Genomic DNA, 25,662 nt, shown 5'->3' with positions numbered 1-25,662 from the left:
CGCGGGGAGAGGTATTTACAGCTCGCCTACAGCGACAGATTTGATCTGCGCCCACTGATCATCCGCGGTTTTTGCGGTGGCTGGTACGTCTTTCAGAAACGCGGCGCGCGTTTCAGCGTTCAGGAACAGATACAACTTGCCGTCCGCAACCAGATACTGATCCGGGTCGCCGTCGAACTTTTTACCAACTGACACGCCGAACGAGCAGAACCCGCCGTGCTGGGGCAGATAAGCCTTCGGGTTGGTCTCGAACGCTTCGAGATTGGCGGCGCTGGTGAAGTAGTATGATGCCCCGTCATAGGTCGAAGAATGGGTGGCAAACCCTTCGACCGGGTTGCCTTCGTTGACCAAGGCCACCAGATCGACGCCATGCGCTGCCAAGGGCGCGCCCGCAGCCGAGATGCCGTTCGAGACATTGATCTCATCTGCTGCAAAGGCCGGCGCGGCGATCAGGGGCAAGGTGGCGATCAGGGTTGTCAGAACCAGAGACTTCATTGTGTTTTCCTTTCCTGTTCAGGTTCGGGTCGGCGGGGGAGCCAACCGCTGAAACAAAGCTAGGGGCGAGGTTTTGAACGGGCTATCGCAGTAAGATCGGCAAACCTTGCAGATCGTTCAAACCTGTGGCGGCGCACGGCATACTCTTCACTAAGCTTTGTTTGGTCAGGGTGCAGGCGGGTACCTATTGTAAGGGTGTAGCCTGCAGGAGAGATGCCATGATCCGACTAGCCCTAGTGTTGATTTTTCTAGCCGGAGGTCTGGCGGCCCAAGATGCGCCTGAGACCGAGCCACCGATGAACTATGAACGTCTGGGAAAGATCCTCTTTGCGCTTGATCCCGAGGCACAGCCGCAGGGGCCGGGCTTTGCATTGACGCTGTCGGATGTGCCTGTTCTGGTCGTCACTGATATCAGCACCGATCGCATGCGTGCGATGGTGGCCATCCGCAGTGCTGATGAGCTGTCAAAAGAGGAATTGCACCGAATGATGCAGGCCAATTTCGACACGGCTTTGGATGCTCGCTATGCGATTGCCAACGGAATCGTTTGGGCAACATTCATTCATCCGCTTTCGTCTTTGAAGAAGGACCAACTGATCTCAGGCTTGGCTCAAACAGTGAATATCGCTGCAACCTACGGCACGTCTTATACCGGTGGGGCGATTCAATTTGGCGGCGGTGACAGCAACGAATTGCAGCGGCAATTGATCGAAGATCTTCTGAAGAAAGGTGAGGAGATTTGACGAACGCTCAGAATTTGCGCTTGGGCTGATAGCAGCCCGCCTCACAGTTCTGTTTCGTGCGTGATGGGCCTGATATCCCCAGTTTATAGGCCCTAGCTGGACGCAATAAAGCTGTTATAGTCTTCGGTACGCCAGAAGGGAAAGCTGCGATCTAAGTCCAAGACACAAAAAATGGGCACGTAGCTTTAAAATCCCTTGAGCCAACAGGGACAAAAAAACATGAATAATCGTTTGCGCAAGATCACCATCGTCGGTGGCGGCACAGCGGGGTGGATGACCGCGCTGATACTGGAAATGGTGCTTTCCCGCACGTCAGCGGAAAAAGATCGCCCTCGCATATGCCTGATTGAGAGCCCCAATATCGCCACTGTAGGTGTGGGCGAGGCGACAGTGCCGCGCATGCCGGTCACACTTCGGCAGGCGGGCATTTCCGAGCGGGATTTTTTTCGCGAAACCAACGCCTCGTTCAAACTGGGTGTGAAGTTTTGCAACTGGAACAAGGACCGCAAAGGCAATCGCATCGATTATGTGAACCCCTTTGCGCATGGCCAATTGTTGGAAGGGTTGGAAACCGCCGAGTATTTCTTGCGCTTTGGCAATGGGGATCGGGATTTTACACGGTCCATTTCGCCTCATGATGATTTGGCTCGTCTGTGCAAAGGCGCGCGGCAGTTGGGGCAGCCTGAATACGAACAGCGGTTTGGCTATGCGTATCATCTGGATGCCGTGAAATTTGCAGGCATGCTCACCAAAGTCTGCACCAAGCGCGGTGTGGAGCATATTCAAGATGAGGTGAAATCGGTCGAACTGGATGAACAGGGCAATGTCAGCCATCTGATGTTGGAACGCCAGGGCCGCCATGACATCGAGATGGTCATAGACTGTACAGGGTTCCGCGGCTTGATCATCAACCAAGCGCTTGGCGAACCGTTTATGGATTACTCGGACTATTTGCCAAACGATCGAGCCATGGCGTTGCAGATCGAGCATCCAAACCCAAAGAAGATCGAAAGCGTCACGCGCTCGACCGCTCTTGGCGCAGGTTGGACCTGGCGGGTGCCTCTGTATAACCGTGTGGGAACGGGCTATGTGTTCTCTTCCGCGCATCGCACGGATGATCAGGCGGCGGATGAATACCTCAAATGGCTGGGTGACAGCGGCAAGGGCGCGACGCCGCGCGTGATCCCCATGCGCATAGGGCGTGTGCGCAATGCCTGGGTTAAGAACTGTTTGGCGATCGGCCTGTCCGGCGGGTTTATTGAACCGCTAGAGAGTACGGCGATTCACATGGTCGATCATGCGGTGCGGTGGTTCGCGGAACACTTGCCCACGCGGGACATCGAGCCATCCTTGCGGACGCGGTATAATCGGCAGATGAACAAGCTTTATGATGAGGTTCTGGAGTTCATCTGTCTCCACTATCGATTGGGTAACCGCACTGATGATCAGTATTGGATCGACGCGCGCAACGAGATGAAGATACCGGATCGGTTGGCCGAAAACCTGGAGCTATGGCAGCATCGTCTGCCAATGGAACATGACATCGAATTTGCGACGTTGTTCAACTTTCGTGTTTATCAAACGGTTCTATTGGGCAAACAGGTTTATGATACCGGTTATGGAACCGGCATCCGCGATCGTCTGCGGCCACTAAAGCGACAGATTTGGTTCCAGGGTATGAAGACTGCGAAAGCACATCTTGCGCAGATCCTCACGAAAATGCCGGATCACAAAATGCTGCTACACGATATCCGAGGGGAGTTGCAGCGACCAGCATTCGGCAAAACGATGGCGACGAAGCCGACAGTGGCGATGCCAGGTGCAGCGACATCATCTGTACCAATCCAGAACATGCCGAACTTCGCCGAAATCCAAAGCGGCGCGAAGGATTTGCAACTGTTCTAGACCTTCTTTGCGCTCGCTACAGAGGGCGCTTGGGGTGAAGCTGAGGGTGGAGTGTTACATCTCTGCCCTCAGAATGGCTCTTTGACGATCAGGGCACGCTATTGCGGCAGGGCGCAACAGCTCGTGGGCGGCGACCTTCAGCGTGAGCTGACCTACAAGCTTCTAAAAAAGGGCGAGGATATCTGAGCTAAAGCGCGGATCCTTCCCGCTGCTTTTCTTGTTCGGACGGGGTTGGAGTGTGATTGAAGACGAAGGCCGTTCGACAGGCTTCTTCTCCGCCCAGTTCGGCAATCTTCTTACGCTGATCTGCAAAGGCGCGCGCGTTGACCTCTTCAGGGTTGCAGATGTCGCGCAAACGGCGTTCGCCTTCGACCAATGCCGCTTGAACTTCGGGGTCGTTAACCCCGTCCATGGCGCGATTGGCCTGTTCATGCGGGTCCGATGCAAGATCGAAAAGCTGGGGGTCATGCCCAACGTAATAGACGTATTTCCATTTGTCCCAGCGCACCATGAAGCTGCCGGTTTTTGACCCCCCGTCATGATATTCGCTGAACCCGGTTCGGTTGGGATCATCCGGTGCCGTGGCCAGATCGATCAGCGAAACGCCGGGTTGATCGGCATTGCCTGCATCATCAAGAACACCGCAGACGTCCCGCGCGGTTGCTGCAATGTCTGTCAGGTTTGTACAGGTCGAGACCTGACGACCGGCGGGGACTCCCGGCCCGGCCGCAATCATAGGAACCCCGGCGCTGGCCTCATACATCACCTGTTTGGTCCAGAACCCCTGATCGCCCATCATGTCGCCATGATCCGAGACATAGACAATGACCGTATTTTCGGCCTGACCGCTTTCCGTCAGAGCCTTTAGGATACGCCCCACACAATCATCCATGAACGATGTCAGACCGTAGTATGCAGCCTTGGCTTCGCGCATCTTTTGTTCATCAAAATAGTCATCGTAGTTGAAGAACGACGCAATGTTTTGCAGCTCTGCGTGATCAGGGAGGCCTTGGCCATAACCCACCGGCAGGTCCATATCCGCGGGATCATAAAGGTCGTACCATTCCTCGGGACAAGTCAGCGGATAATGCGGGCTGACCAGGGACACAAAGGCGGCCCATGGTGCATCGTGACGTTTCGGATCGGTCAACCATGCCTCGGACGCGGCGGTGATATCCAGATCATAGTCGGTATAGGTGCTGGACCCGGTGCCGACATCACCCGCCAGCTCGGCGGCTGAATTATACGCGGGCGGGTTCTCGCGCAGCAGGCCCACGGCCCAGCCGATTCCTCCAACAACATGCATAGGGAGTATTTCCTTCGAGAACCCGTTGTCATCCTCGGCCGAGCGAAAATGCAGCTTGCCGATCGAGACGACCTCGCGCCCTGCGTCTCGCAGTTGACGCATCCAACTGCGCGGATGCCCGGCATAGGGTGTCGCGCTGTCCCAGTGACCAGTGGTGTGTACCCAGTCTCCGGTAGACAACGCAGCGCGGGTCGGGACGCACATCGGCGACGGCGTATAGGCCGAGGTGAACATCGTACCCCGCGCCGCCAAGGTATCCAAATTGGGGGTTTTGACGATCGGGTGGCCAGCGCATCCCATCGCGTCCTTACGGTGTTCGTCTGAAATTATGACCAGAAAATTCAAATCGTCTGCTCCTTGATCGCTGGATTGAGCCTAGCACCGTTTCGCCGACGGAGGACTTCAACTTGCGACAACTGGGTCGCTTTCCGGCTTTGACTTGCAGTGCTTCAGCAGACTCGCTATAGAGCACGCGTCTGAACAAGGGCGGTCAACGTCCGGATGACGTATCTGAGCAGGGCCGGGTTACCTCGGCCCTTTGTGTTTGTGTAGTCAGATGCGCCCCGGATCACGCCCGAAGGCATCATGAAACAAGACCGGCGGAAACAACCGCTCGGCCAGCAAAAACGTATGTAAAGGAAAACAACGCCACATGGCTAACGCATCCATGGAGGAATTCGAAGCCCTCCTGAACGAAAGCTTCGAAATGGACACACCCGAAGAGGGTTCTGTTGTCAAAGGCAAGGTTCTGGCGATCGAAGCCGGCCAAGCCATCATCGACGTAGGCTACAAAATGGAAGGCCGCGTTGATCTGAAAGAATTCGCAAATCCCGGCGAAGCCCCTGAAATCGCTGTTGGTGACGAGGTAGAAGTCTACTTGCGCGCCGCAGAAAACGCCCGTGGCGAAGCTGTCATCTCGCGCGAGATGGCCCGCCGTGAAGAGGCATGGGACCGTCTGGAAAAAGCATATGCCGACGACCAGCGCGTCGAAGGTGCAATCTTTGGTCGCGTCAAAGGTGGCTTCACTGTCGATCTGGGTGGCGCAGTTGCGTTCCTGCCCGGCTCGCAGGTTGACGTTCGCCCGGTGCGCGACGCTGGCCCGCTGATGGGTCTGAAGCAGCCGTTCCAGATTCTGAAAATGGACCGCCGCCGTGGCAACATCGTTGTTTCGCGTCGCGCAATCCTGGAAGAATCGCGTGCCGAACAGCGTGCCGAAGTTATCGGCAACCTGTCCGAAGGTCAGACCGTCGAGGGTGTCGTCAAGAACATCACCGAATACGGTGCATTTGTTGATCTGGGCGGCGTTGACGGCCTGCTGCACGTCACTGACATGGCATGGCGTCGTGTGAACCACCCGTCCGAGATCCTGACGATCGGCGAAACCATCAAGGTTCAGGTCATCAAGATCAACAAAGAGACCCACCGCATCAGCCTGGGCATGAAGCAGCTGCAGGAAGATCCGTGGGATCTGGTTGCTGCGAAATACCCGCTGGGCTCGGTCCATCAGGGTCGCGTCACCAACATCACCGACTACGGCGCGTTCGTCGAGCTGGAAGCCGGTGTCGAAGGTCTGGTGCACGTGTCCGAAATGTCCTGGACCAAGAAAAACGTCCACCCCGGCAAGATCGTTTCGACCAGCCAGGAAGTCGACGTCATGGTTCTGGAAATCGACGGCGCCAAGCGTCGCGTGTCTCTGGGCCTGAAGCAGACTCAGCGCAACCCGTGGGAAGTGTTTGCAGAAACACACCCCGAGGGCACCGAGGTCGAGGGCGAAGTCAAGAACATCACCGAATTCGGTCTGTTCATTGGCCTCGAAGGCGACATCGACGGCATGGTTCACCTGTCCGACCTGTCCTGGGACGAGCGTGGCGAAGATGCGATCCAGAACTACCGCAAAGGCGACATGGTTTCGGCCGTTGTCTCGGAAGTTGACGTGGAAAAAGAGCGTATCTCGCTGTCGATCAAAGCCCTGGGCGGTGACAAGTTCGCCGAAGCCGTGGGCGGCGTGAAGCGTGGCTCGATCGTGACCGTCGAAGTGACCGCAATCGAAGATGGCGGCATCGAGGTGGAATACGAAGGCATGAAGTCCTTCATCCGCCGTTCCGACCTGTCGCGTGACCGTGCCGAACAGCGCCCCGAGCGTTTCTCGGTTGGTGACAAGGTCGACGTCCGCGTCACCAACGTCGACAGCAAGACCCGCCGTCTGGGCTTGTCGATCAAGGCACGCGAGATCGCCGAAGAGAAAGAGGCCGTGGAACAGTATGGTTCCTCCGACTCGGGCGCATCGCTGGGCGACATCCTGGGTGCAGCACTGAAATCGGGCGACTAAGCCCAAACTTCAGTCTTAGCCGAATTTACGGCCCCGCGTATCCGCGCGGGGTCGTTTTTGTTGCGAATCAATATGTTCCAAAATTTGAGCTTATTCCGGCTGTCGTTCGCGCTTTTGCGGTGAATTTCACGCTCGCAAGCAAAAAAACGCGTGACTTGGCGCGAAAATGAAGGCTTTGCACACAGAGTTTACGTTCCCCCGATCACGGTTTTTTCCTATACTGTCCAAATAAATAGAGATGGCTAACCGGTCGCCTGGGAGGGTAACGCTTATGATCCGTTCAGAACTGATTCAGAAAATCGCCGACGAAAACCCGCATCTGTATCAACGCGACGTCGAGCGGATCGTGAATACCGTGTTCGAAGAAGTGACGGATGCCATGGCCCGTGGTGACCGTGTGGAGCTGCGTGGTTTCGGTGCCTTTTCGGTAAAACAGCGCGACGCGCGCGTTGGCCGCAATCCGCGCACCGGTGAAACCGTTCAGGTCGAAGAAAAATGTGTTCCATTTTTCAAAACTGGCAAGTTGCTTAGGGACCGATTGAACGGTAAAGCCTAGGGCATGATACGCTACCTTCGATATGCTTTTCTGGCGATCCTCGGGATCGTTCTCATCTCCGTCTCGCTGGCGAATCGCGAAACGGTTGAACTGACCCTGATGCCCGAAGCTTTTGCCGAGCTTTTGGGCTTTAACCTCAGCACGTCGCTGCCGCTGTTTGTCGTGGTGCTGGGCGGCGTGGTTGCCGGCCTGATCATCGGGTTCATTTGGGAATGGCTGCGCGAGCACAAGCACCGCCGTGATGCGACTGCAAAGAAAAGCGAAGTGCGCAAGCTTGAGCGTGAGGTCAAGAAGCTCAAGAAAAAGCAGAACGAAGGGCAAGACGAAGTTCTGGCGCTTTTGGACGAGGCCAGCTGAGGCCCTTTTATGTCTGATGTATCCGTCAAAATCTGCGGTCTGACCGCCCCTGATCACGTGCGTGCAGCGGTGGATGCTGGTGCGCGTTATGTCGGTTTTGTCTTCTTTCCCAAGTCGCCCCGTCATCTTGAGGTCTCGGCTGCAGCAGAGTTGGCACATCTGGTGCCCGCCGGAGTTGCCAAGGTCGCGCTGACGGTGAACGCGACGGATGAGGAATTGGACCGGATCGTCGCCAATGTACCGCTGGACATGTTGCAATTGCACGGTAAGGAAAGCCCGGATCGGGTGGCCGAGGTTCGTGACAGGTTTGGCTTGCCGGTGATGAAAGCCATTGGCGTGGCCGAGGCGGAAGACCTCGCGGCGATTGATCTATATTCCGAGGTGGCCGATCAATTGTTGATCGACGCCAAGCCGCCGCGAAATGCCGAACTGCCGGGCGGCAATGGACTGGCGTTTGACTGGCGCCTTTTGGCGGGGCGTAAATACTGGCAGCGTCCGTGGATGCTGGCCGGGGGGCTGACGCCCGAGAACGTCGCCGAGGCGATCCGCATGACCGGCGCGCGACACGTGGATGTCTCGTCAGGTGTAGAAAGCGCGCCCGGTGTCAAGGATTCGGCATTGGTCCGGGCCTTTATCGACGCGACCCGGTGATCTGATCGGCCCGCACCTGCGTATCCCCGGTAGGGGAGGACGCAATAATGCTGGCGGCGATCGGCGGAGTTTCATTGAAACGATGGTACTATGGGCCAGAGTTCTTCTGGCGCGCCCATCAGGCCTTGCTTCAGGCGCGTGGCGACCCGTTGTGCCTGCATGCTGGCGTGTTCCCACACCAGGGGCTGTATTTCTCGCTTAGCGTATGGCACGACCTGGAAGCCATGTTAACCTTTGCCCAGTCGGGGCCCCACCGCCAGGTCGTGCTAGCGGCCAATCGGCTGGCAGATGTGAACCAGTTCTATCACTTCCCCTGTATTGCGGTGCCCAGTAACCAACAGGCTTTGCAGGTTTGGGCACAGCAAGTTGAAGCGGCGGAATGATACGTTTTGCCATGGCAAATCCTGTCGTCACCTCCTATGAACAACGGGTACGACGAGGGAGACACCCATGGCCAACGATCTTTTTAATTCCTTCATGTCCGGCCCCGACGAAAAGGGCCGTTTCGGCATCTTCGGCGGGCGTTTTGTCAGCGAAACGCTGATGCCTCTGATCCTGTCCCTGGAGGAGGAATATGAGAAGGCCAAGGATGATCCGGACTTCTGGGCTGAGATGGACGATCTGTGGGCGAACTACGTGGGCCGTCCCTCGCCGCTGTATTACGCGGAACGCCTGACCGAGCATCTGGGCGGTGCGAAAATCTACCTGAAACGCGATGAGCTGAACCACACCGGCGCGCACAAGATCAACAACGTGCTGGGCCAGATCATTTTGGCGCGGCGTATGGGTAAGACCCGCATCATAGCGGAAACGGGGGCAGGCCAGCACGGCGTGGCTACCGCGACCGTCTGCGCCAAATTCGGCCTGAAATGTGTAGTCTACATGGGCGCGCATGACGTGCAGCGTCAGGCTCCGAACGTGTTCCGCATGCGCCTGCTTGGGGCTGAGGTGATTCCGGTGACCTCTGGCCGTGGCACACTGAAAGACGCGATGAACGACGCGCTGCGCGACTGGGTAACCAATGTCCGTGACACGTTCTACTGCATCGGCACCGTCGCGGGGCCGCATCCGTATCCAGCGATGGTCCGCGATTTCCAGTCGATCATTGGCAAGGAAGCCAAGGAACAGATGATGAAGGCCGAAGGCCGTCTGCCCGACACGATCATTGCCGCCATTGGCGGTGGATCGAACGCGATGGGTCTGTTCTATCCGTTCCTTGATGACAAAGAGGTCAACATCATTGGCGTTGAGGCCGGTGGTAAAGGCGTAAACGAAAAGATGGAGCATTGCGCCTCGCTGACCGGTGGTCGTCCGGGCGTGCTGCACGGAAACCGCACCTATCTGCTGCAGGATGATGACGGGCAGATTCTGGAAGGCTATTCGATCTCGGCCGGGCTGGATTATCCGGGCATCGGGCCCGAACATTCCTGGCTAAACGATATTGGCCGCGCCAACTACGTTGCAATCACCGACAAAGAGGCGTTGGAAGCGTTCCAGCTGTGCTGCGCGACCGAGGGCATCATCCCAGCGTTGGAACCCTGCCACGCGCTGGCGCATGTGATGAAAATTGCACCCGAACTGCCCGAGGATCACCTGATCTGCATGAACATGTGTGGGCGCGGTGACAAGGACGTGCAGACCGTGGCCAAATATCTGAACTTCGACATGTCGGATACCGAAGGCCGCAGCGCCGACTGACCAAGTGGTAAAATTTGAAATTTTCGACAAGAGCGGCGTGCCTGAACCGGGTGCGCCGCTTTGTATTTTAGTCCTAGGCTTTTTGAATATTGCGCAACTGGGTAATTTTGTTGCGCGACAGCCACAGGTCTGATTTCGGGCCTCAAAAAATTATTGAGCGAATCCAGCGGCTTCGCCTAAACCCGCCGTTACCGGTCACGACGGGCCGGACCCTAGCGGGCAGAGGTGATCACTCTCTCGGTGCGGGCGGCGTTGCCGATCCCGTATGCCAGGGCCGAACCGGGGATTGGTATGCTTTGTAGCTCAATTGGATAGAGCGGCAGGTTTCCCATCTGTAGGCGAAGGTTCAATTCCTTCCAAAGCTCCAAATGTAGCTCATTCTGGTGAGAGCAATCGACCGCAAATCGATGTGTAACGGGTTCGAATCCCGTCATTTGACAAAGCTGTTAAGTCAGCACCGGCCTTCCACGCCGGCCCGTGAAAACGGTCCAAAATCATAAGGGTCCGGGTGCTCCCCAGCAGGGGTGGCACCGCGCAACGTCAGGCTTTGGCCGGGCGAGGCAGGGGTCTTCGCTGCTCTGGCTTTGTGCCGGAGTGCAGATGAAGGTGCCGCCGGATTGGTGCCCCGCTTAGCCCCTTGGGCAAGGTGGCGCATCGGTCCCGCGCCCCTCTCTCTGACCTTCCCGCGCAGGGGCATGGCGCGGGGGATGCCCGGATCTTTCCTGCCTTCGTCCGAAGGCTTCACACCTGTCACCCGTTCGGGGTGCAACCCACTGAAAACATGAAAAGGAGTTCGCATTTGCGACGACGATAGAGCGAGACGAAAAGGAGAAATGATATGACACTGTTCCAAGATCTGATTGACCGGCTGACCGGGCACCGGCGGCTGACCCTGACCGAGACCCAGCGGATGCTGGTCCTGCGCAACGGGGTGTTCGATGCAATCTTGGGTGCCGGGAAACACCGGCTGCCACGCAAGGATGTGCTGACCGAGTTGCACGATCTGGAGAAGCTCTTTTTCATGTCGCCCTATGAGCGGGCGCTGATGCAGAACCGGCCCGAGCTGGCTGCCAAGCATCTGACCGAGTACCGGGCTGGGCCTGACGAAGTTTTGGTTCTGCTGCGGGATGGGGTCCCTGTTCGAGTGCTGAACCCCGAAGGGCGGGCGCTTGTCTGGAAGGCCGCAGGGCCGTGGAAGGTCGAGCATCACGCGCTGACCGATAACATGGCTGTGCCCAAAGTGACGGCACAGCGGTTGGTTCGGGCCGGGGTGCGGCTGAACCTGACGCAGGTTGAGGTCGCCGAAGGGCATACCGGGCTGCTGACGGTTGATGGGGTACTGGTGGGTCAGCTGGACCCTGGGGCGCATGCCTTCTGGAAAGTGGGGCGGAACGTCGAGGTTAAACAGATCGACCTGCGGCAACGGACCCATGAGGTGACGGGGCAAGAGATCCTGACCAAGGACCGGGTTACCATCCGGGTCAACCTGTCTGCCGACTACCGGGTAATTGATCCGGTCACGGCGGTGGGGTCGGTCAAGGACTTCGATCAGGCCCTGCACCGGGCGCTGCAACTGGCGTTCCGGAAGACCTTGGGGGCGATGACGTTAGACCGGCTGCTGGCCGAGAAGGTGACCGTCGACACCGAGGCTGCGGATCGGGTGCGGACACAGATGGCCGGGATCGGTATCCAAGTGGGGGAGATCGCGTTGAAAGACGTCATCCTGCCCGGGGAGATGCGGGAAATCCTGACCGCCGTGGTCGCAGCCGAAAAACAGGCCGAGGCCAACGTCATCCGGCGGCGGGAAGAAACCAACGCCACGCGGTCTCTGCTGAACACCGCGAAGGTGATGTCGGAAAACCCGGTGATGCTGCGGTTGAAAGAGCTGGAAGCTCTGGAAACCATCGCGGGGAAAGTCGAACGGCTGACGGTTCACAACGGGACCGAAGGGCTGATGTCTGACCTTGTCAAACTGCGGGAGTGATCCCGAATAAGGGCCGGTCCGGGGTTTCCTGGGCCGGTCCGCTTACTCTGAAGCTGCGCTTTCTTTCAGAAGGCGTAGCGGAATGATCTCAAGCGCCCGCTGATGGGTGGCCTCTAGATGCACCTTGGGCGCGCAACCTTCGTCGTGGGCCTGGAGGAAGCGCGCGGCGCACAGGCACCAGCTGTCACCGGGGTTCAAGCCTGGAAAGTTGAACTCGGGGCGCGGGGTGCTCAGGTCGTTTCCAACGTATTTCGAAAAGGCCAGAAACTCGGCCGTCATCACCGCGCAAACCGTGTGGCTGCCCTCATCTTCGGGACAAGTGTTGCAGGCCCCGTCCCGAAAGAAACCAGTCAGCGGATCACGGGAACAGGGGCTGAGAACGCCGCCCAATACATTGATACTGTCTTGTTTTTGCATGAGACCACCTTACAGGCTTTGGGCGATCTTGCGGAACATTTCTATGTTTGCTTCGTTGATGCCGGGATCGCGGAATTGGCGATCTGCGCCGGTTGTGACGATCAGCGCGCCGCGCGGTTGGTCGAAATAAATGTACTGACCGTAAACGCCACGGGCCAAAAACTCGCCCTCATGCGCGCCAAGCGGAATCCACCATTGGTAGCCATAGCCGATCTTGCCAGGTGCAGTTGGCGCGCTGGGCAGGACGGATTCTGCGATCCAGTCCGCAGGTACAAGTTGCTGGCCGTCATGGACGCCGTTTTGCAGAATCATCTGACCAAAGCGTGCAAAATCACGTGTGGTAAAGTTCAAACCACCCAACACAAAAGCAACTCCGGCACCGTCAGTCACGTAATAGCCGTCGTGTTCCAGCCCCAGCGGCTGAATGATCTTTTCGACTAACAGATCCGTCACGCTGCGCCCCGTCGCCCCACGGATGACCATTCCAATGACATGGGTGTCGATGGACACGTATTGCCAAGTCTCGCCGGGCGTGGCGAAAGTGTCCTGCAGTGAGGCTGCGAAATCGTCCAACTCTCCGCCAAGGGCCACAACGCGCCCCATTCGGTTGATGTCTGAATTAGGGTCGAAGTAATCCTCATTGAAAGTAACGCCGCTGGCCATGTTCAGCACATTCCGGATCGACGCGCCGTCGTAAGCGGTGCCCTCCAACTGTGGCGCATATTTCACTACGGGATCGTCCAGCGAGTCGATTGCTCCTTCGGCCAACAGGATGCCGAAAAGCGCGGACAGATAGCTTTTGGCCACCGACCACGAAATCCGGCGATCCTCGGGCGTGGTGCCCAGATAATATTCTTCGAACCGGATTTGCCCGTCCTGCATCACCAGCAGAGAGGTGACGGCGCGATCTTCGATCCACGCATCGGTGCCCTCAGGCAGGTCAAAGCCAGGTCCGTAAGGCAAATCCCAGGTCGGCCCGTCGCCACGGGGCAAGTCGACTGTCAAAAAAGCGTCGTTCATATGAGAGAAGTTGTGAACGATCTTTTCCTCGGAAAACAACGAGTTCACGGCCATAAGGCGTTGCAGCTCTTCGCGTTTCCAGAATCCGACAACAATTGCAGCCAATACCAGCATCAAAACGATGCGCAGCACCCATTTCAACATAGATCTCATATGTCGCCTCCCCGATCCGTGCCGCATTGGAGCGCGCCAAAAGCCGTTGTGCAATTGGGACGTTGCGGCAAGGTCACCGCCCTATTTGAACTTGTCCAATAGCTTTTGCATGGCCGAGCGCGTATCGACCTCTGGTTCTGCTGTTGGCTTGGTGGTTGGCTTGGGCGCCTCGGCCAGTGATTTTGAGGACCGGGGTGGGGCTGTGCGCAGGGCGACGGCGTTCATGAACTTGCCGCCATCCCCGTCGGCCAGATAGCCTGCACCGTCCGACACGCCACGCAGCACGTCGTCAAGCCAGTCCGCATCGGCCTTGGCAAAATCGCCCAGAACGTAAGGAGAGACCATTTCCTTTCGGCCCGGATGGCCAATCCCCAGCCGCACCCGATCATAGGCTGGGCTGATATGATCGTGGATCGAACGCAGCCCGTTGTGTCCGGCATGTCCGCCGCCCGCCTTAACGCGCACCTTGCCGGGGGCAAGATCCAGCTCGTCGTGAAAGATGGTCACATCGGTCGAGTCGAGCTTGTAGAACCGCATGGCTTCACCCACGGACTGACCTGAACGGTTCATGAAAGTCTGCGGTTTGATCAGCAATACCTTTTCGCGGCCCAACCGACCTTCGGCGATCTCGGCCTGAAACTTGGATTTCCACGGGCCAAAGCCGTGATCCTCGGCAATGCGATCAACGGCCAAAAAGCCGATATTGTGCCGGTTGCGGGCGTATTTCGACCCCGGGTTCCCCAATCCGACAAACAATTTCATAGTCTCGTCCTTGTGCATTACGACATGAGCAGGTGGTTGATGGCACGGAATGCCATTAGTTTTCCAGCCCATGTGCGCCAAAAGAAAACGGGGCCCGATCAAGGCCCCGTTTCCAAATCCGAATTGTTGGGTCCGGACTTATTCTTCTGCTTCTTCCTGGCCGACGACTTCAACTTCGTCAACTGCCACTTCTTCGCCTTCTTCCTCATCGTCGTCGGTCGCCAGACCGGTCGGTGCCGAAACGTTCGCTATCACGAAGTCACGGTCGATGGTCGGCTTAGTGCCTGCGGGCAGGTCCACGGCCGAGATGGTGACAACGTCGTTGATCTCCATGCCGGTTACATCGACGGTGATCTTCTCAGGAATGTCACCTGCGGTACACATCAGTTCGACTTCCGGACGAACAACGGTCAGAACGCCGCCCTTTTTGATGCCGGGTGCTTCTTCTTCGTTGATGAACTCAACCGGGATGAACAGCGCGATCTTGGTGGTCCGACGCAGGCGCATCAGGTCCAGGTGGGTCGGCAGGTCTTTGACAACGTCACGCTGAACGTCGCGGCAGATGACGCGGACATCTTCGTGGCCTTCAACCTTCAGGTTCCACAAGGTCGACTTGAACCGGCCTGCTTTCAGGCGCTTGAACAGGACGTTGAACGGGATCTGAATCGGCAGCGGCTCTTTATCGCCACCAAAAACAATGCCCGGAACCATGCCGTCGCGGCGTGCTTGACGAGCGGCGCCCTTGCCTGTCCCCGTCCGTTCCAGAGCTACGAGATCAGGAATCTCTCCAGCCATGATAATTCTCCAATGTTAGGGCGGGCATCCTCCAAGGCTGTATGCCCGCGTGAAGCCGCGTCCTTATCTTGATTCATTAGGTTTGGAAAGGGGTTCACCCGAATAATTTTTATCGAGGCTCTGCCTCGCGCTCCGAGGTATTTTGGGCCAGATGAACAAGGGGTTCCGGGTTCATCCGGCCTGAATGATACAGTGGAGGCGGCTGTAAAGTCCGTAGTCCTGCTGCGGGTCAGCTCGCAGGCGATGTATTTTGCCAGAGGCCGCCGAAATCCTCGGGGATCAGCAGGTTGTGACGTCCCAAGTCGCCAACATTGCGTTCGCCACATAGCGCCATGGTTGTGTCCAGTTCCTTTTGTATGACGTCCAGCGCAGTGGTGACACCTTTCTGGCCCATCGCACCCAGCCCATAGACAAAGGCGCGACCGACATAGGTGCCCTTGGCCCCCAGAGCCAGCGCCTTCAGCACGTCCTGACCAGAGCGGATTCCACTGTCCAAATGAACCTCGATGTCACCGCCGACGGCATCCATGATCTGCGGCAGCATGCGAATAGAGCTGAGCGCACCGTCCAACTGACGCCCGCCGTGGTTTGAAACGATAATGGCATCAGCGCCGATTTTCGCGGCCATTTTAGCGTCTTCGGCGTCCAGAATGCCCTTTAGAATAACCTTGCCGCCCCATTGGTCCATCAGCTTTTCAACCTTGGCCCAGTCGAGGCTGGGATCGAACTGTTCAGCTGTCCACGCACCCAAGGATGACGCATCCGAGATACCCTCGACATGGCCGACAATATTGCCGAATTCACGCCGTTTCGCCCCCAGCATTTCGATGCCCCAGGCCCACTTGGTCATCAGGTTCGCAATCGTTTTTGCGGTCAGTTTTGGCGGTGCAGACAGGCCGTTTTTCAGATCCTTGTGCCGTTGGCCCAGAATCTGCAAATCCAACGTGATGACCAGAGCCGAGCATTTCGCATCTTTGGCCCGTTGGATCAGGCGGCTGACATAGTCCTGATCCTTCATCGTATAAAGCTGGAACCAGAACGGTTTTGACGAGTGCTCGGCCACGTCCTCGATTGAATTGATCGACATAGTCGACAGGGTAAAGGGCACACCGAACTCTTCAGCGGCTTTGGCGGCCTTTATTTCGCCGTCTGCGTGCTGCATGCCCGTCAATCCAACCGGCGCCAGCGCGACCGGCATCGCCACATCTTCACCGATCATCTGCGAAGCGGTCGATCGTCCTGCCATGTCCACGGCCACCCGTTGACGTAGACGGATATCCGAGAAATCCGCACTGTTGTCGTGAAAGGTTTGCTCGGTCCAGCTGCCGCTTTCGGCATAGTCGTAGAACATTCGAGGCACCCGTCTTTCATAGATACGTCGAAGGTCTTCGATGGTGGTGATTACGGGCATGGGGCTGCGCCTTTGATTGGTCGGTCAGATAGTTCTACTGGCGCAACATCAAGGGCGCAATTGGCTGAGGCGCGAAAAAACCGCAGCAGGCCGGTGGCTTGCCGCGGTTTTGTTTTATTCGATCGTGTGATTGGTCGATCAGGCCGAATGGGCGCCGGCGGATAGTGTTTTTACAAAGTCCAGAACTTCGGCCACGGGCTTTCCCGCTCCGATCTGGCTGACAATGGCCGAGCCGACAACCGCGCCGTCGGCAACGCTGGCGATGGCTTTGGATTTCTCGGGTGTGTTGATGCCAAAGCCCACGATCACGGGCAGGTCGGTCGCGGATTTGATCCGGGCCACTTCGGGGCCGACATTTGTGGCTTGCGCTTCGGCTGCACCGGTGATGCCGGTGATCGAGACGTAATAGACAAAGCCCGAAGTGTTCTGCAGAACGCGGGGCAGGCGTTTGTCATCGGTGGTCGGCGTCGCCAGGCGGATAAAATTCAGACCTGCGGCTTGGGTCGGCAGGCACAACTCTTCATCTTCTTCTGGCGGCAGGTCTACGATAATCAGGCCGTCAATACCGGCAGCTTGCGCATCGGCCAGAAAGGTGTCCACTCCACGGCTGTAGATCGGATTGAAATAGCCCATCAGAACGATCGGAGTGGTGTCGTCGGTTTCACGGAAGGCGCGAGCCAGGTCCAGCGTCCGCTGCAAGGTCATGCCGCCGTCCAATGCCCGCTGCCCTGCGGCCTGAATGGTCGGGCCATCCGCCATGGGATCGGTGAACGGCAAGCCCAGCTCAATCACATCCACGCCAGCGCCCGGCAGGCCCTTGACCACCTCAAGCGAAGTTTCATAGTCGGGGTCCCCCGCCATGATATAGGCGACAAAAGCCTTTTTCCCTTCGGCCTTCAGGGCGGCGAACTTGGCGTCGATACGGGTCATCGGATGTCCTTGCAGTCAGGTTTCGACCTGATGTGCAGAAACTTTGCGCGAAAATCAATCCCGGTCCCGCGGGATACCGTCAGAATGCGAAATGATATCGCACCAGTGCCGAATTAACACCCGGGTTGTCATCCTGTGTGCTGGCGTTGGATTTGTGGGTGATTGCCAAGGACACTTTGTTACCACTGTCCAAGGTGTATCCGAGACCCAACAGAGTGCGAATCTGGAACTCTCCCCCAAGATCGTTGCGGCCTTCGCCCTCTGAGAAATACCCCGGCATGACACTACCTTCGACGAACCAACGCTCGGCAAACCCGTAAATTCCGATTAGGCCGATGCCGATATGAACATCACCCGCGGTATCCACGGTCAGGGCGCTGCCCCATGTTGCGGAAAACCGGGAGGCCTCGTGAAAAGGGCTGTGTTGATATTCGAGCGAGAACGCAGCCTCGTCCTCGGATTGGCTGTCCGAGAAATCCGAAAATCCTGCGCCAAAGACTAGGGATTGAGCTTGCGCTGCTGGTGCGGCCAAAAGCAGCGCAAGAATTACAGAGGTACACTTCATATTACGCATTCACTATGTGTTTGTTTGCAACACCTTACGTGGTGATCTTAGTGCGCCCATTTCAATCCGGGCAAGTTCACGAATGACGAACAATTTCGTGATGTTGCAAATTGGTCTTTTCCTCGTTTCCGCAGTCTGGCTTGCGCATTGATCCGGACCTGCATAGAAGCACCTCTCGAATGGCATCAGGAGGCCGCTATGGGCTTTAAAATGGGAATCGTGGGTCTGCCGAATGTGGGCAAGTCGACCCTCTTTAATGCGTTGACCAAAACCGCAGCCGCGCAGGCGGCGAATTTCCCGTTCTGCACCATTGAACCCAATGTGGGGGATGTGGCCGTGCCTGATGACCGGTTGGACAAACTGGCGGCGATTGCCAGCTCGAAACAGATCATCCCGACGCGGATGACCTTTGTGGACATCGCCGGTCTGGTTAAAGGTGCCTCAAAGGGCGAAGGGCTGGGCAACCAGTTTCTGGCCAATATTCGCGAGACTGACGCCATCGCCCATGTACTGCGCTGTTTCGAAGATGGTGACGTGACCCATGTGGATGGCCGCGTTGACCCTGTGGCCGATGCCGACACCATTGAGACAGAGCTGATGCTGGCCGATCTGGAAAGCATCGAAAAGCGCCGCGCCAATCTGGTGCGCAAGCTGAAAGGCAATGATAAGGAAGCGCAGCAGCAGGAACGCTTGCTGGCCGAGGCGCAGGCGATGCTGGAAAACGGCAAACCCGCGCGTCTGGTCGAGGTATCGGACGAAGACGCTAAAGCCTGGAAAATGTTGCAGTTGCTGACCACCAAACCGGTTCTATATGTCTGCAACGTGTCCGAGGAAGAGGCCGCCGAGGGCAATGAATATTCCGCCAAAGTTGCCGAAATGGCAGCTGAGCAGGGCAATTCCCACGTCATCATCAGCGCCAAGATCGAAGAAGAAATCAGCCTGCTGGAAGAGGGCGAGGCGCAGATGTTTCTGGAAGAGATGGGTTTGGAGGAACCCGGCCTCGACCGTCTGATCAAAGCGGGCTACGACCTGTTGAAGCTTGAGACTTATTTCACCGTCGGCCCGAAAGAGGCCCGCGCCTGGACCATCCGCACCGGCACCGCCGCACCACAGGCTGCTGGTGTGATCCATGGCGACTTCGAAAAGGGCTTCATTCGTGCCGAAACCATCGCTTATGACGATTTTATCTCGGCCAATGGTGAACAGGGCGCGAAAGAGGCCGGCAAGATGCGGGCCGAAGGCAAGGGTTACATCGTCAAGGACGGCGATGTGATGCACTTCCTGTTTAATACCTGAACGGGACCTGAATGCCCGGTCCATCAAGGGCCGGGCGCTCTAAAGTTTCTGAGACTATTTTCCGAGTTCCAGTTCCTGTCGTTGGGTAAAGAAATCCCAGACAACCCAGCTTTCCGCGATCTTTCCATCGGCGATCCGGTCGATCTGAACGCCGGTCCAGTTTACCGGTCGGTCAGAGGCGGGCACGCCAAGGTATGGCTCTTTCTGGGTTCCGAAAAAGCGCCAATGGGTGGACACCCGATCGCCTTCGGCGATCTGCCCATAAATCTCAACCTTCAGATCGGGAAAGGCTTTGTGATTTGCCTCGACAATATCAGCCCAGGTGGCCAAATCGACGCTTCCGGTGCCGCCTGTGGCCAAAGGTGCCTGATGGTTTTGGTAACTGTCGGCGAAAATTGATCGGTTAATAGTGGAACCCGCGGCCCACATTTCAACAGCCTGCCGTGATAGATTTTTTGCTACGGAGCTATCAATCTGTTGAGCCATCGCGTTCCCTCCTGCCGCAATTGTCAGTAGTAGTGTTAGCGTCAAAATACGCGCAGCCAAGCCGGTGAGCTGTCTGGTCATTGGCTTCCTCCGTCCATCATGCCGACACCTGTTCAGGATAGCGCGCGCCGGGCCATTGCGGAAAGTGCCTTCTGCGGGTCGCCGGATCGCAACTTGTGCTTTCACCGGGCCGCAAACACGCTACTCTGCACTTCTGATCTTAAGAAGAATAACGGCATGATCGAAATCCGCGACCTGCAACTGCTCAGCGCTTTGGCGCGCCACCGTCATTTCGCCAAAGCGGCCGAGGAATGCGGGATATCGCAACCCGCCTTTTCCATGCGCATTCGCAATCTTGAGGACCGTCTGGGCGTCTCCATCGTCCGCCGCGCCAACCGGTTTCAGGGCCTGACCGAAGAGGGCGAGATGATCGTCCAGCGGGCACGGCGTATCCTTGATGATACCAAGGCGCTGGAACAGCAGGTGCTGGCCGCCAAGGGGGAGATCACCGGCACCTTGATACTGGGTGTGATCCCGACCGCGATTGCCTTTACCGGGCGTCTGACCAAACGGTTGCGGGATGCCCATCCCCGTATCATCACGCGCATTGAGACCATGTCTGCCACAGCCATTCAGCACCGTCTGGACGAGGGCAGTCTGGATGCGGGCATCACCTATGGGGACAGCATCGGAACCGATCTGCGGCAGGTGCAACCCTTGTATGAAGAGACCTATGTCTTGTTGGTGCCTTCGCATATGACAGATGAAACCGGCCCCATCCCATGGGCACGGGTCGCCGAATTCCCGATCAGCCTGCTGGAACCGCAGATGCAGAACCGGCGCATCCTCGATCGGATTTTCGCTGAACAGGGCCTACACCCGGATGTCGTCGCCGAAACCAGCGGATTTACCGCGTCGATGGTCATGGCGCGCGAAGGGCTGGCGGCCACCGTGGTCCCTCGGGTGCTGGTGCGGGCGCTGGGTGATCTGAAGGGAACAAAGGCGCTGCCATTGGTCGATCCCGTTGTCAGCAAACCGATTTGTCTTGCGACCCTGACACGGGACCCCGAATTGCCAACGGTCGAAGCGCTGCGTGCCGTGGTGACGTCTTTACGGTGATAATCTGTCGTTATCGTGCGATTGAAATATGCGATTTGACGATATGCTAAACTGATGAGACACGGAGCCTCAATCGGAGGGCATCATGGCACCATTAGACACCAAGCCATCAGGCGCACCCAAGGGCGTCTGGAAGTCAGGTAAAGGCAAGGGGCGGCACACGCCCAAAGGCCGTCAATTTACGGATGAGGCACAGGCGGAAATTGCACGCCTGCTGGGCGACCGCCCACGCCGTCGCGATCTGCTGATTGAATTCCTGCATTTGATTCAGGACGCACACGGCCATATCAGCGCGGACCACATTGCTGCTTTGGCGGTCGAAATGCGGTTGGGGCAGGCTGAGATCTATGAAACGGCGACCTTCTACGCCCATTTCGATGTGGTGAAAGAAGAAGAGACCCCTCCGCCCGCGCTGACCATTCGTGTCTGTGATTCTTTGTCCTGCGAAATGGCCGGGGCTCAGCAATTGCAGAAGGCGCTTGAGGATGGTCTGGACGCGTCCGAGGTTCGCGTAGTCCGTGCCCCCTGCATGGGTCGCTGCGATACGGCCCCGGTGCTTGAGATCGGCCACAACCATATCGACCATGCGACGCCGGAAAAGGTGCAGGCGGCGATTGCCGCCGGTGACACTCACGCCCATCTGCCCGACTACGAGACCTTTGCTGCCTATGAGGCAAACGGCGGCTACGCCAAGCTGAAAGAGCTGCGCGACAACGGTGATTGGGAGAAGGTGCAGGAAGACGTCCTAGCCTCGGGTCTGCGTGGTCTGGGCGGCGCTGGTTTCCCGTCTGGCAAGAAATGGGGCTTTGTTCGCATGAACGAAGGCCCGCGCTATCTGGCCGTGAACGGTGACGAAGGCGAGCCCGGCACGTTTAAAGACCGCTACTATTTGGAACGTACGCCGCATGTCTTCCTCGAAGGGATGCTGATCGCCGCCTGGGCGGTGGAAGCCGAAACCTGCTTTATCTACATGCGCGACGAATACCCGGCGGTTCTGGAAATCCTGCGCCGTGAGATTGTAGCGCTGGAAGATGCCGGGATCGTTGAGCCCGGCTATATCGACCTGCGCCGCGGTGCTGGTGCCTATATCTGCGGTGAAGAATCCGCGATGATCGAGTCGATTGAGGGCAAGAAAGGGCTGCCGCGTCATCGTCCTCCGTTCGTGGCGCAGGTTGGGGTCTTTAACCGCCCTACTTTGGTGCACAATGTCGAGACGCTGTATTGGGTCACCAAGGTGTGCCGCGAGGGGCCTGAGTGCCTCAACAGCACTGAAAAGAATGGCCGCACGGGTCTGCGCAGCTATTCGGTCTCGGGCCGGGTGGCGAAGCCGGGGGTTTATCTGTTGCCCGCAGGGTCGACCATTCTGGATGTGATTGACGCCGCTGGTGGCATGGTCGAAGGTCAGACCTTTAAGGCGTATCAGCCCGGTGGACCGTCTTCGGGTCTGCTGCCTGCGTCGATGGACGATATCCCGCTGGATTTCGACACGCTGCAACCGCATGGCACCTTCATCGGATCGGCGGCCGTGGTGGTTCTGTCCGATCAGGACACGGCCCGTGACGCGGCACTAAACATGCTGCGGTTCTTCGAGGATGAAAGCTGTGGCCAGTGCACGCCTTGCCGGGCGGGCTGTGAAAAGGCGGTCAAGCTGATGCAGGCCGACAAGTGGGATCAGGACCTGCTGGAGGACCTGTGCCAGGTCATGGGCGACGCGTCCATCTGCGGTCTGGGGCAGGCGGCGCCAAACCCGATCCGCCTTGTCATGAAACACTTCGCTGACGAAATCTGAGGGAGACAGAGCCATGCTTGATGCAAGCCCAACCAAGACCGTCACCTTCAACCTGAACGGCGATGACGTCACCGTGCCCGAAGGCACCACGATCTGGGACGCGGCCAATGGCCGTGGACTGGTAATCCCGCACCTGTGTCACAAGCCCGCGCCAGGCTACAAACCCGATGGCAACTGCCGCGCCTGTATGGTCGAGGTAGAGGGTGAGCGAACTCTGGTCGCCTCGTGTATCCGTCCGGCGGCTGAGGGAATGGTCGTCAAAACCGACACCGACCGCGCCGAGAAATCACGTGCGATGGTCATGGAACTGCTGGTCGCCGACCAACCCGAACAGCCGCATGATGTGTCCAGCCACTTCTGGGACATGGCCAAGCTGAACGATGTCAGCGACAGCCGTTTCCCGGCGAAAGAGGCCGAGAAAATCCCGCTGCTGGATGACAGCCACGTCGCGATGCGCGTAAATCTGGACGCTTGTATCAACTGCAACCTTTGCGTCCGGGCCTGCCGCGACGTACAGGTCAACGACGTGATCGGTATGGCCGGTCGCGGTCATACCTCGCAAGTGGTGTTCGATCAGGACGATCCTATGGGCGCATCGACCTGCGTGGCCTGTGGTGAATGTGTTCAGGCCTGCCCGACTGGCGCGCTGATGCCGGCCACCGTGCTGAACGACCAACAGCAGGGGGACAGCAAGGATTACGACAGCGAAACCGAAAGCGTCTGCCCGTTCTGTGGCGTCGGCTGCAAGGTCTCGCTGAAGGTCAAGGACGGTAAGGTCAAATATGTCGAGGGCATCAACGGCCCCGCAAACGAAGGCCGTCTGTGCGTCAAAGGCCGCTTTGGCTTTGACTACATCCACCACCCGCACCGCCTTACTAAACCTCTGATCCGGCGCGAAGATGCACCAGCCAAGGGTTTGAACGTCGACCCTGGCAATCTGGAAACCCATTTCCGCGAAGCGACCTGGGAAGAGGCAATGGATCTGGCCGCTACCAAGCTGATGGCGCTGCGCGAGGATGACCCGCGCAACGTCGCGGGCTTTGGGTCGGCCAAATGTACCAACGAAGAAGCCTATCTGTTCCAGAAATTCATCCGTCAGGGCTTCCGCCACAACAACGTCGACCACTGCACCCGTCTGTGCCACGCATCGTCGGTGGCGGCACTGATCGAGAACGTGGGTTCGGGCGCGGTGACTGCGACTTTCAACGAGATTGAAAACGCGGATGTGGCGATCATCATCGGGGCTAATCCGATCGAAAACCACCCCGTTGCAGCGACCTATTTCAAGCAGTTCACCAAACGCGGTGGCAAGCTGATCGTGATGGATCCGCGCGGCGTTGGGATGCGCAAGTTCGCGGATGAGATGCTGCAATTCCGCCCGGGTGCAGATGTCTCGATGCTGAACGCGATCATGAATGTGATCGTCGAAGAAGAGCTGTATGACAGCCAATACATCCACCGCTGGACCGAAAACTGGGAGGCCGAGAAAGAGCATCTGCGCCAGTTCACGCCCGAGGCGATGTCGCCGATCTGTGGCATTGAACCGGACCAGCTGCGCCGCGTCGCCCGCACCTTTGCGCAGGCCAAGGCCGGTCTGATCTTCTGGGGCATGGGCGTCAGCCAACACATCCATGGTACGGATAACTCGCGCTGCCTGATCTCATTGGCTCTGATGACCGGAAATGTTGGTAAGCCGGGCGCGGGTTTGCACCCGCTGCGCGGTCAGAACAACGTGCAGGGTGCCTCGGACGCTGGTCTGATCCCGATGTTCTTGCCGGATTATCAGTCGGTTACTGACGACAACATCCGCGCCAAGTTCAACAACGTATGGGACTCTGAGGATTTCTCGAACGAGAAGGGTCTGACGGTTACTGAGATCATTGATCAGGCGTATGCGGGCAACATCAAAGGGATGTACATTCAGGGTGAAAACCCGGCCATGTCCGACCCGGATGTAAACCACGCGCGCGATGCACTGGCCAAGTTGGATCTGATGATCGTGCAGGATATCTTCCTGACCGAAACGGCGAACTATGCTGACATCATCCTGCCCGCCTCGGCGCTGTATGAAAAGAACGGCACCGTGTCGAACACCAACCGTCAGGTGCAGCGGGTGCGCCCCGCTGTGACGCCTCCGGGTGAGGCGCGCGAGGATTGGAAGATCACGGTGGAACTGGCGCAGCGCATCGGTCTGAACTGGGATTACACGGATGTGTCTCAGGTCTTTGCCGAGATGAAGCTGACCATGGAGTCGCTGGACAACATTACGTGGGAGCGTCTGGAAACAGAGACGATCACCTACCCATCGCTCAGCGAAACCGATCCGGGTCAGGCGATTGTGTTTGGCGATGGTTTCCCGCGTGCCGATGGCCGTGCGCGGTTTACCCCTGCCAGCGTCATCCCACCGGACGAAGCGCCGGATGAGGAATATCCAATGATCGCTACGACAGGGCGTCAGCTGGAGCATTGGCACACCGGGTCCATGACCCGCCGCGCCAAGGTTCTGGATGCGGTAGAACCGGAGGCGAACTGTTCCTTGAACCCCCGAACGCTCAAGCTGATGGGGATCGAACCAGGCGAAATGATCCGTCTGACCACACGGCGTGGTTCGATCGAGATCATGGCACGCGCGGACCGTGCCATTGCCGAGGACATGGTGTTCATCCCATTCGCCTATGTCGAGGCGGCGGCGAACATCCTGACCAACTCGGCCATCGACCCGTTTGGCAAAATCCCCGAGTTCAAGTTCTCGGCTATCCGGGTTGAAAAAATCGGAGACGCGGTCGCGGCCGAATAATCCTATCGCGTACGAAGCTTGAAAGGCGGTCGACTAGGCCGCCTTTTTCTTTCCTTGACAGCAAGTTACTTGCAGCCAACCCTGTCGCCGTCACTGGT

Annotated in this window: 23 protein-coding genes and 1 tRNA gene; 14 read left to right on the top strand and 10 right to left on the bottom strand. The window is 57.8% G+C overall.

What is annotated here, in order from left to right; translation table 11 throughout:
- Nucleotides 1-15 precede the first annotated feature (15 nt).
- Nucleotides 16-495 (bottom strand): YHS domain-containing (seleno)protein, encoded by a 480-nt coding sequence (locus AB1A64_RS19180; protein WP_366553277.1) that lies wholly within the window; start codon nucleotides 493-495, stop codon nucleotides 16-18.
- A 218-nt stretch (nucleotides 496-713) separates the two neighbouring features.
- Here AB1A64_RS19180 and AB1A64_RS19175 point away from each other — a divergent pair, with 218 nt between their 5' ends.
- Nucleotides 714-1,238, top strand: coding sequence for a hypothetical protein (locus AB1A64_RS19175; RefSeq protein ID WP_366553275.1), 525 nt, complete (start codon nucleotides 714-716; stop codon nucleotides 1,236-1,238).
- A 219-nt stretch (nucleotides 1,239-1,457) separates the two neighbouring features.
- On the top strand, nucleotides 1,458-3,143 hold the full coding sequence (locus tag AB1A64_RS19170; protein ID WP_366553273.1) for a tryptophan halogenase family protein: 1,686 nt from the start codon (nucleotides 1,458-1,460) through the stop codon (nucleotides 3,141-3,143).
- 187 nt (nucleotides 3,144-3,330) lie between these two features.
- On the opposite strand, the gene AB1A64_RS19165 is transcribed toward AB1A64_RS19170, so the two are convergent.
- On the bottom strand, nucleotides 3,331-4,794 hold the full coding sequence (locus tag AB1A64_RS19165; protein WP_366553271.1) for a sulfatase-like hydrolase/transferase: 1,464 nt from the start codon (nucleotides 4,792-4,794) through the stop codon (nucleotides 3,331-3,333).
- A gap of 307 nt (nucleotides 4,795-5,101) precedes the next feature.
- Between AB1A64_RS19165 and rpsA the strand changes: the two genes are divergently transcribed.
- The 8 genes from rpsA to AB1A64_RS19125 all read left to right on the top strand — a co-directional run bounded on the left by rpsA (nucleotide 5,102) and on the right by AB1A64_RS19125 (nucleotide 12,024).
- Nucleotides 5,102-6,778: a 30S ribosomal protein S1 gene (gene rpsA / locus AB1A64_RS19160; protein ID WP_010438032.1), complete on the top strand. Its 1,677-nt coding sequence runs from the start codon at nucleotides 5,102-5,104 to the stop codon at nucleotides 6,776-6,778.
- Nucleotides 6,779-7,049: 271 nt separating this feature from the next.
- Complete coding sequence (gene ihfB / locus AB1A64_RS19155; RefSeq protein ID WP_037310872.1) at nucleotides 7,050-7,334, top strand: integration host factor subunit beta; 285 nt, start codon at nucleotides 7,050-7,052, stop codon at nucleotides 7,332-7,334.
- A gap of 3 nt (nucleotides 7,335-7,337) precedes the next feature.
- Nucleotides 7,338-7,691: a lipopolysaccharide assembly protein LapA domain-containing protein gene (locus AB1A64_RS19150; protein WP_366553268.1), complete on the top strand. Its 354-nt coding sequence runs from the start codon at nucleotides 7,338-7,340 to the stop codon at nucleotides 7,689-7,691.
- 9 nt (nucleotides 7,692-7,700) lie between these two features.
- The gene (locus AB1A64_RS19145) at nucleotides 7,701-8,342 is read left to right on the top strand and encodes a phosphoribosylanthranilate isomerase (protein WP_366553266.1); all 642 of its coding nucleotides are present in this window, start codon (nucleotides 7,701-7,703) and stop codon (nucleotides 8,340-8,342) included.
- A gap of 47 nt (nucleotides 8,343-8,389) precedes the next feature.
- The gene (locus AB1A64_RS19140) at nucleotides 8,390-8,725 is read left to right on the top strand and encodes a hypothetical protein (RefSeq protein ID WP_366553264.1); all 336 of its coding nucleotides are present in this window, start codon (nucleotides 8,390-8,392) and stop codon (nucleotides 8,723-8,725) included.
- Between the two features lie 67 nt (nucleotides 8,726-8,792).
- Nucleotides 8,793-10,040, top strand: a complete 1,248-nt coding sequence (gene trpB / locus AB1A64_RS19135; protein ID WP_366553262.1) for a tryptophan synthase subunit beta — start codon at nucleotides 8,793-8,795, stop codon at nucleotides 10,038-10,040.
- 364 nt (nucleotides 10,041-10,404) lie between these two features.
- A tRNA-Cys gene (locus AB1A64_RS19130) sits at nucleotides 10,405-10,479 on the top strand.
- 399 nt (nucleotides 10,480-10,878) lie between these two features.
- Nucleotides 10,879-12,024: a slipin family protein gene (locus AB1A64_RS19125; RefSeq protein ID WP_366553260.1), complete on the top strand. Its 1,146-nt coding sequence runs from the start codon at nucleotides 10,879-10,881 to the stop codon at nucleotides 12,022-12,024.
- Between the two features lie 42 nt (nucleotides 12,025-12,066).
- Here AB1A64_RS19125 and AB1A64_RS19120 read toward each other — a convergent pair whose 3' ends face one another.
- From AB1A64_RS19120 to AB1A64_RS19090, 7 genes are all read right to left on the bottom strand, one after another.
- Complete coding sequence (locus AB1A64_RS19120) at nucleotides 12,067-12,441, bottom strand: DUF2237 domain-containing protein (RefSeq protein WP_366553258.1); 375 nt, start codon at nucleotides 12,439-12,441, stop codon at nucleotides 12,067-12,069.
- 9 nt (nucleotides 12,442-12,450) lie between these two features.
- Nucleotides 12,451-13,614 carry a serine hydrolase gene (locus AB1A64_RS19115; protein ID WP_366553256.1) on the bottom strand — a complete coding sequence of 388 codons (1,164 nt, stop codon included), beginning with the start codon at nucleotides 13,612-13,614 and terminating at the stop codon, nucleotides 12,451-12,453.
- Nucleotides 13,615-13,695: 81 nt separating this feature from the next.
- A complete protein-coding gene (gene pth, locus AB1A64_RS19110; protein ID WP_366553254.1) occupies nucleotides 13,696-14,376 on the bottom strand; it encodes an aminoacyl-tRNA hydrolase in 681 nt (226 codons plus the stop codon).
- Nucleotides 14,377-14,514: 138 nt separating this feature from the next.
- On the bottom strand, nucleotides 14,515-15,171 hold the full coding sequence (locus AB1A64_RS19105; RefSeq protein WP_170399175.1) for a 50S ribosomal protein L25/general stress protein Ctc: 657 nt from the start codon (nucleotides 15,169-15,171) through the stop codon (nucleotides 14,515-14,517).
- 229 nt (nucleotides 15,172-15,400) lie between these two features.
- Nucleotides 15,401-16,582, bottom strand: a complete 1,182-nt coding sequence (locus AB1A64_RS19100; protein WP_366553252.1) for an alpha-hydroxy acid oxidase — start codon at nucleotides 16,580-16,582, stop codon at nucleotides 15,401-15,403.
- Between the two features lie 138 nt (nucleotides 16,583-16,720).
- Nucleotides 16,721-17,512, bottom strand: a complete 792-nt coding sequence (trpA, locus tag AB1A64_RS19095; protein ID WP_366553250.1) for a tryptophan synthase subunit alpha — start codon at nucleotides 17,510-17,512, stop codon at nucleotides 16,721-16,723.
- A 79-nt stretch (nucleotides 17,513-17,591) separates the two neighbouring features.
- On the bottom strand, nucleotides 17,592-18,077 hold the full coding sequence (locus AB1A64_RS19090) for an acyloxyacyl hydrolase (protein ID WP_366553248.1): 486 nt from the start codon (nucleotides 18,075-18,077) through the stop codon (nucleotides 17,592-17,594).
- Nucleotides 18,078-18,275: 198 nt separating this feature from the next.
- On the opposite strand from AB1A64_RS19090, the gene ychF reads away from it, so the two are divergent.
- On the top strand, nucleotides 18,276-19,373 hold the full coding sequence (gene ychF, locus AB1A64_RS19085) for a redox-regulated ATPase YchF (RefSeq protein ID WP_366553246.1): 1,098 nt from the start codon (nucleotides 18,276-18,278) through the stop codon (nucleotides 19,371-19,373).
- 54 nt (nucleotides 19,374-19,427) lie between these two features.
- Here ychF and AB1A64_RS19080 read toward each other — a convergent pair whose 3' ends face one another.
- Nucleotides 19,428-19,940, bottom strand: a complete 513-nt coding sequence (locus tag AB1A64_RS19080; RefSeq protein WP_366553244.1) for an ester cyclase — start codon at nucleotides 19,938-19,940, stop codon at nucleotides 19,428-19,430.
- Nucleotides 19,941-20,096: 156 nt separating this feature from the next.
- Between AB1A64_RS19080 and AB1A64_RS19075 the strand changes: the two genes are divergently transcribed.
- From AB1A64_RS19075 to fdhF, 3 genes are all read left to right on the top strand, one after another.
- Entirely contained in the window at nucleotides 20,097-20,978 is an 882-nt protein-coding gene (locus AB1A64_RS19075) for a LysR family transcriptional regulator (protein ID WP_366553242.1), read from the top strand.
- An 85-nt stretch (nucleotides 20,979-21,063) separates the two neighbouring features.
- Nucleotides 21,064-22,767: an NAD(P)H-dependent oxidoreductase subunit E gene (locus tag AB1A64_RS19070; protein WP_366553240.1), complete on the top strand. Its 1,704-nt coding sequence runs from the start codon at nucleotides 21,064-21,066 to the stop codon at nucleotides 22,765-22,767.
- A gap of 13 nt (nucleotides 22,768-22,780) precedes the next feature.
- Complete coding sequence (fdhF, locus tag AB1A64_RS19065; protein ID WP_366553238.1) at nucleotides 22,781-25,564, top strand: formate dehydrogenase subunit alpha; 2,784 nt, start codon at nucleotides 22,781-22,783, stop codon at nucleotides 25,562-25,564.
- Nucleotides 25,565-25,662: the final 98 nt, after the last annotated feature.

The sequence above is a fragment of the Ruegeria sp. ANG10 genome (assembly GCF_040705255.1).
Taxonomy (GTDB): Bacteria; Pseudomonadota; Alphaproteobacteria; order Rhodobacterales; family Rhodobacteraceae; genus Ruegeria.
Note: the sequence above shows the minus strand (reverse complement) of the source record. Positions and strands in the feature narration are given on the sequence as shown.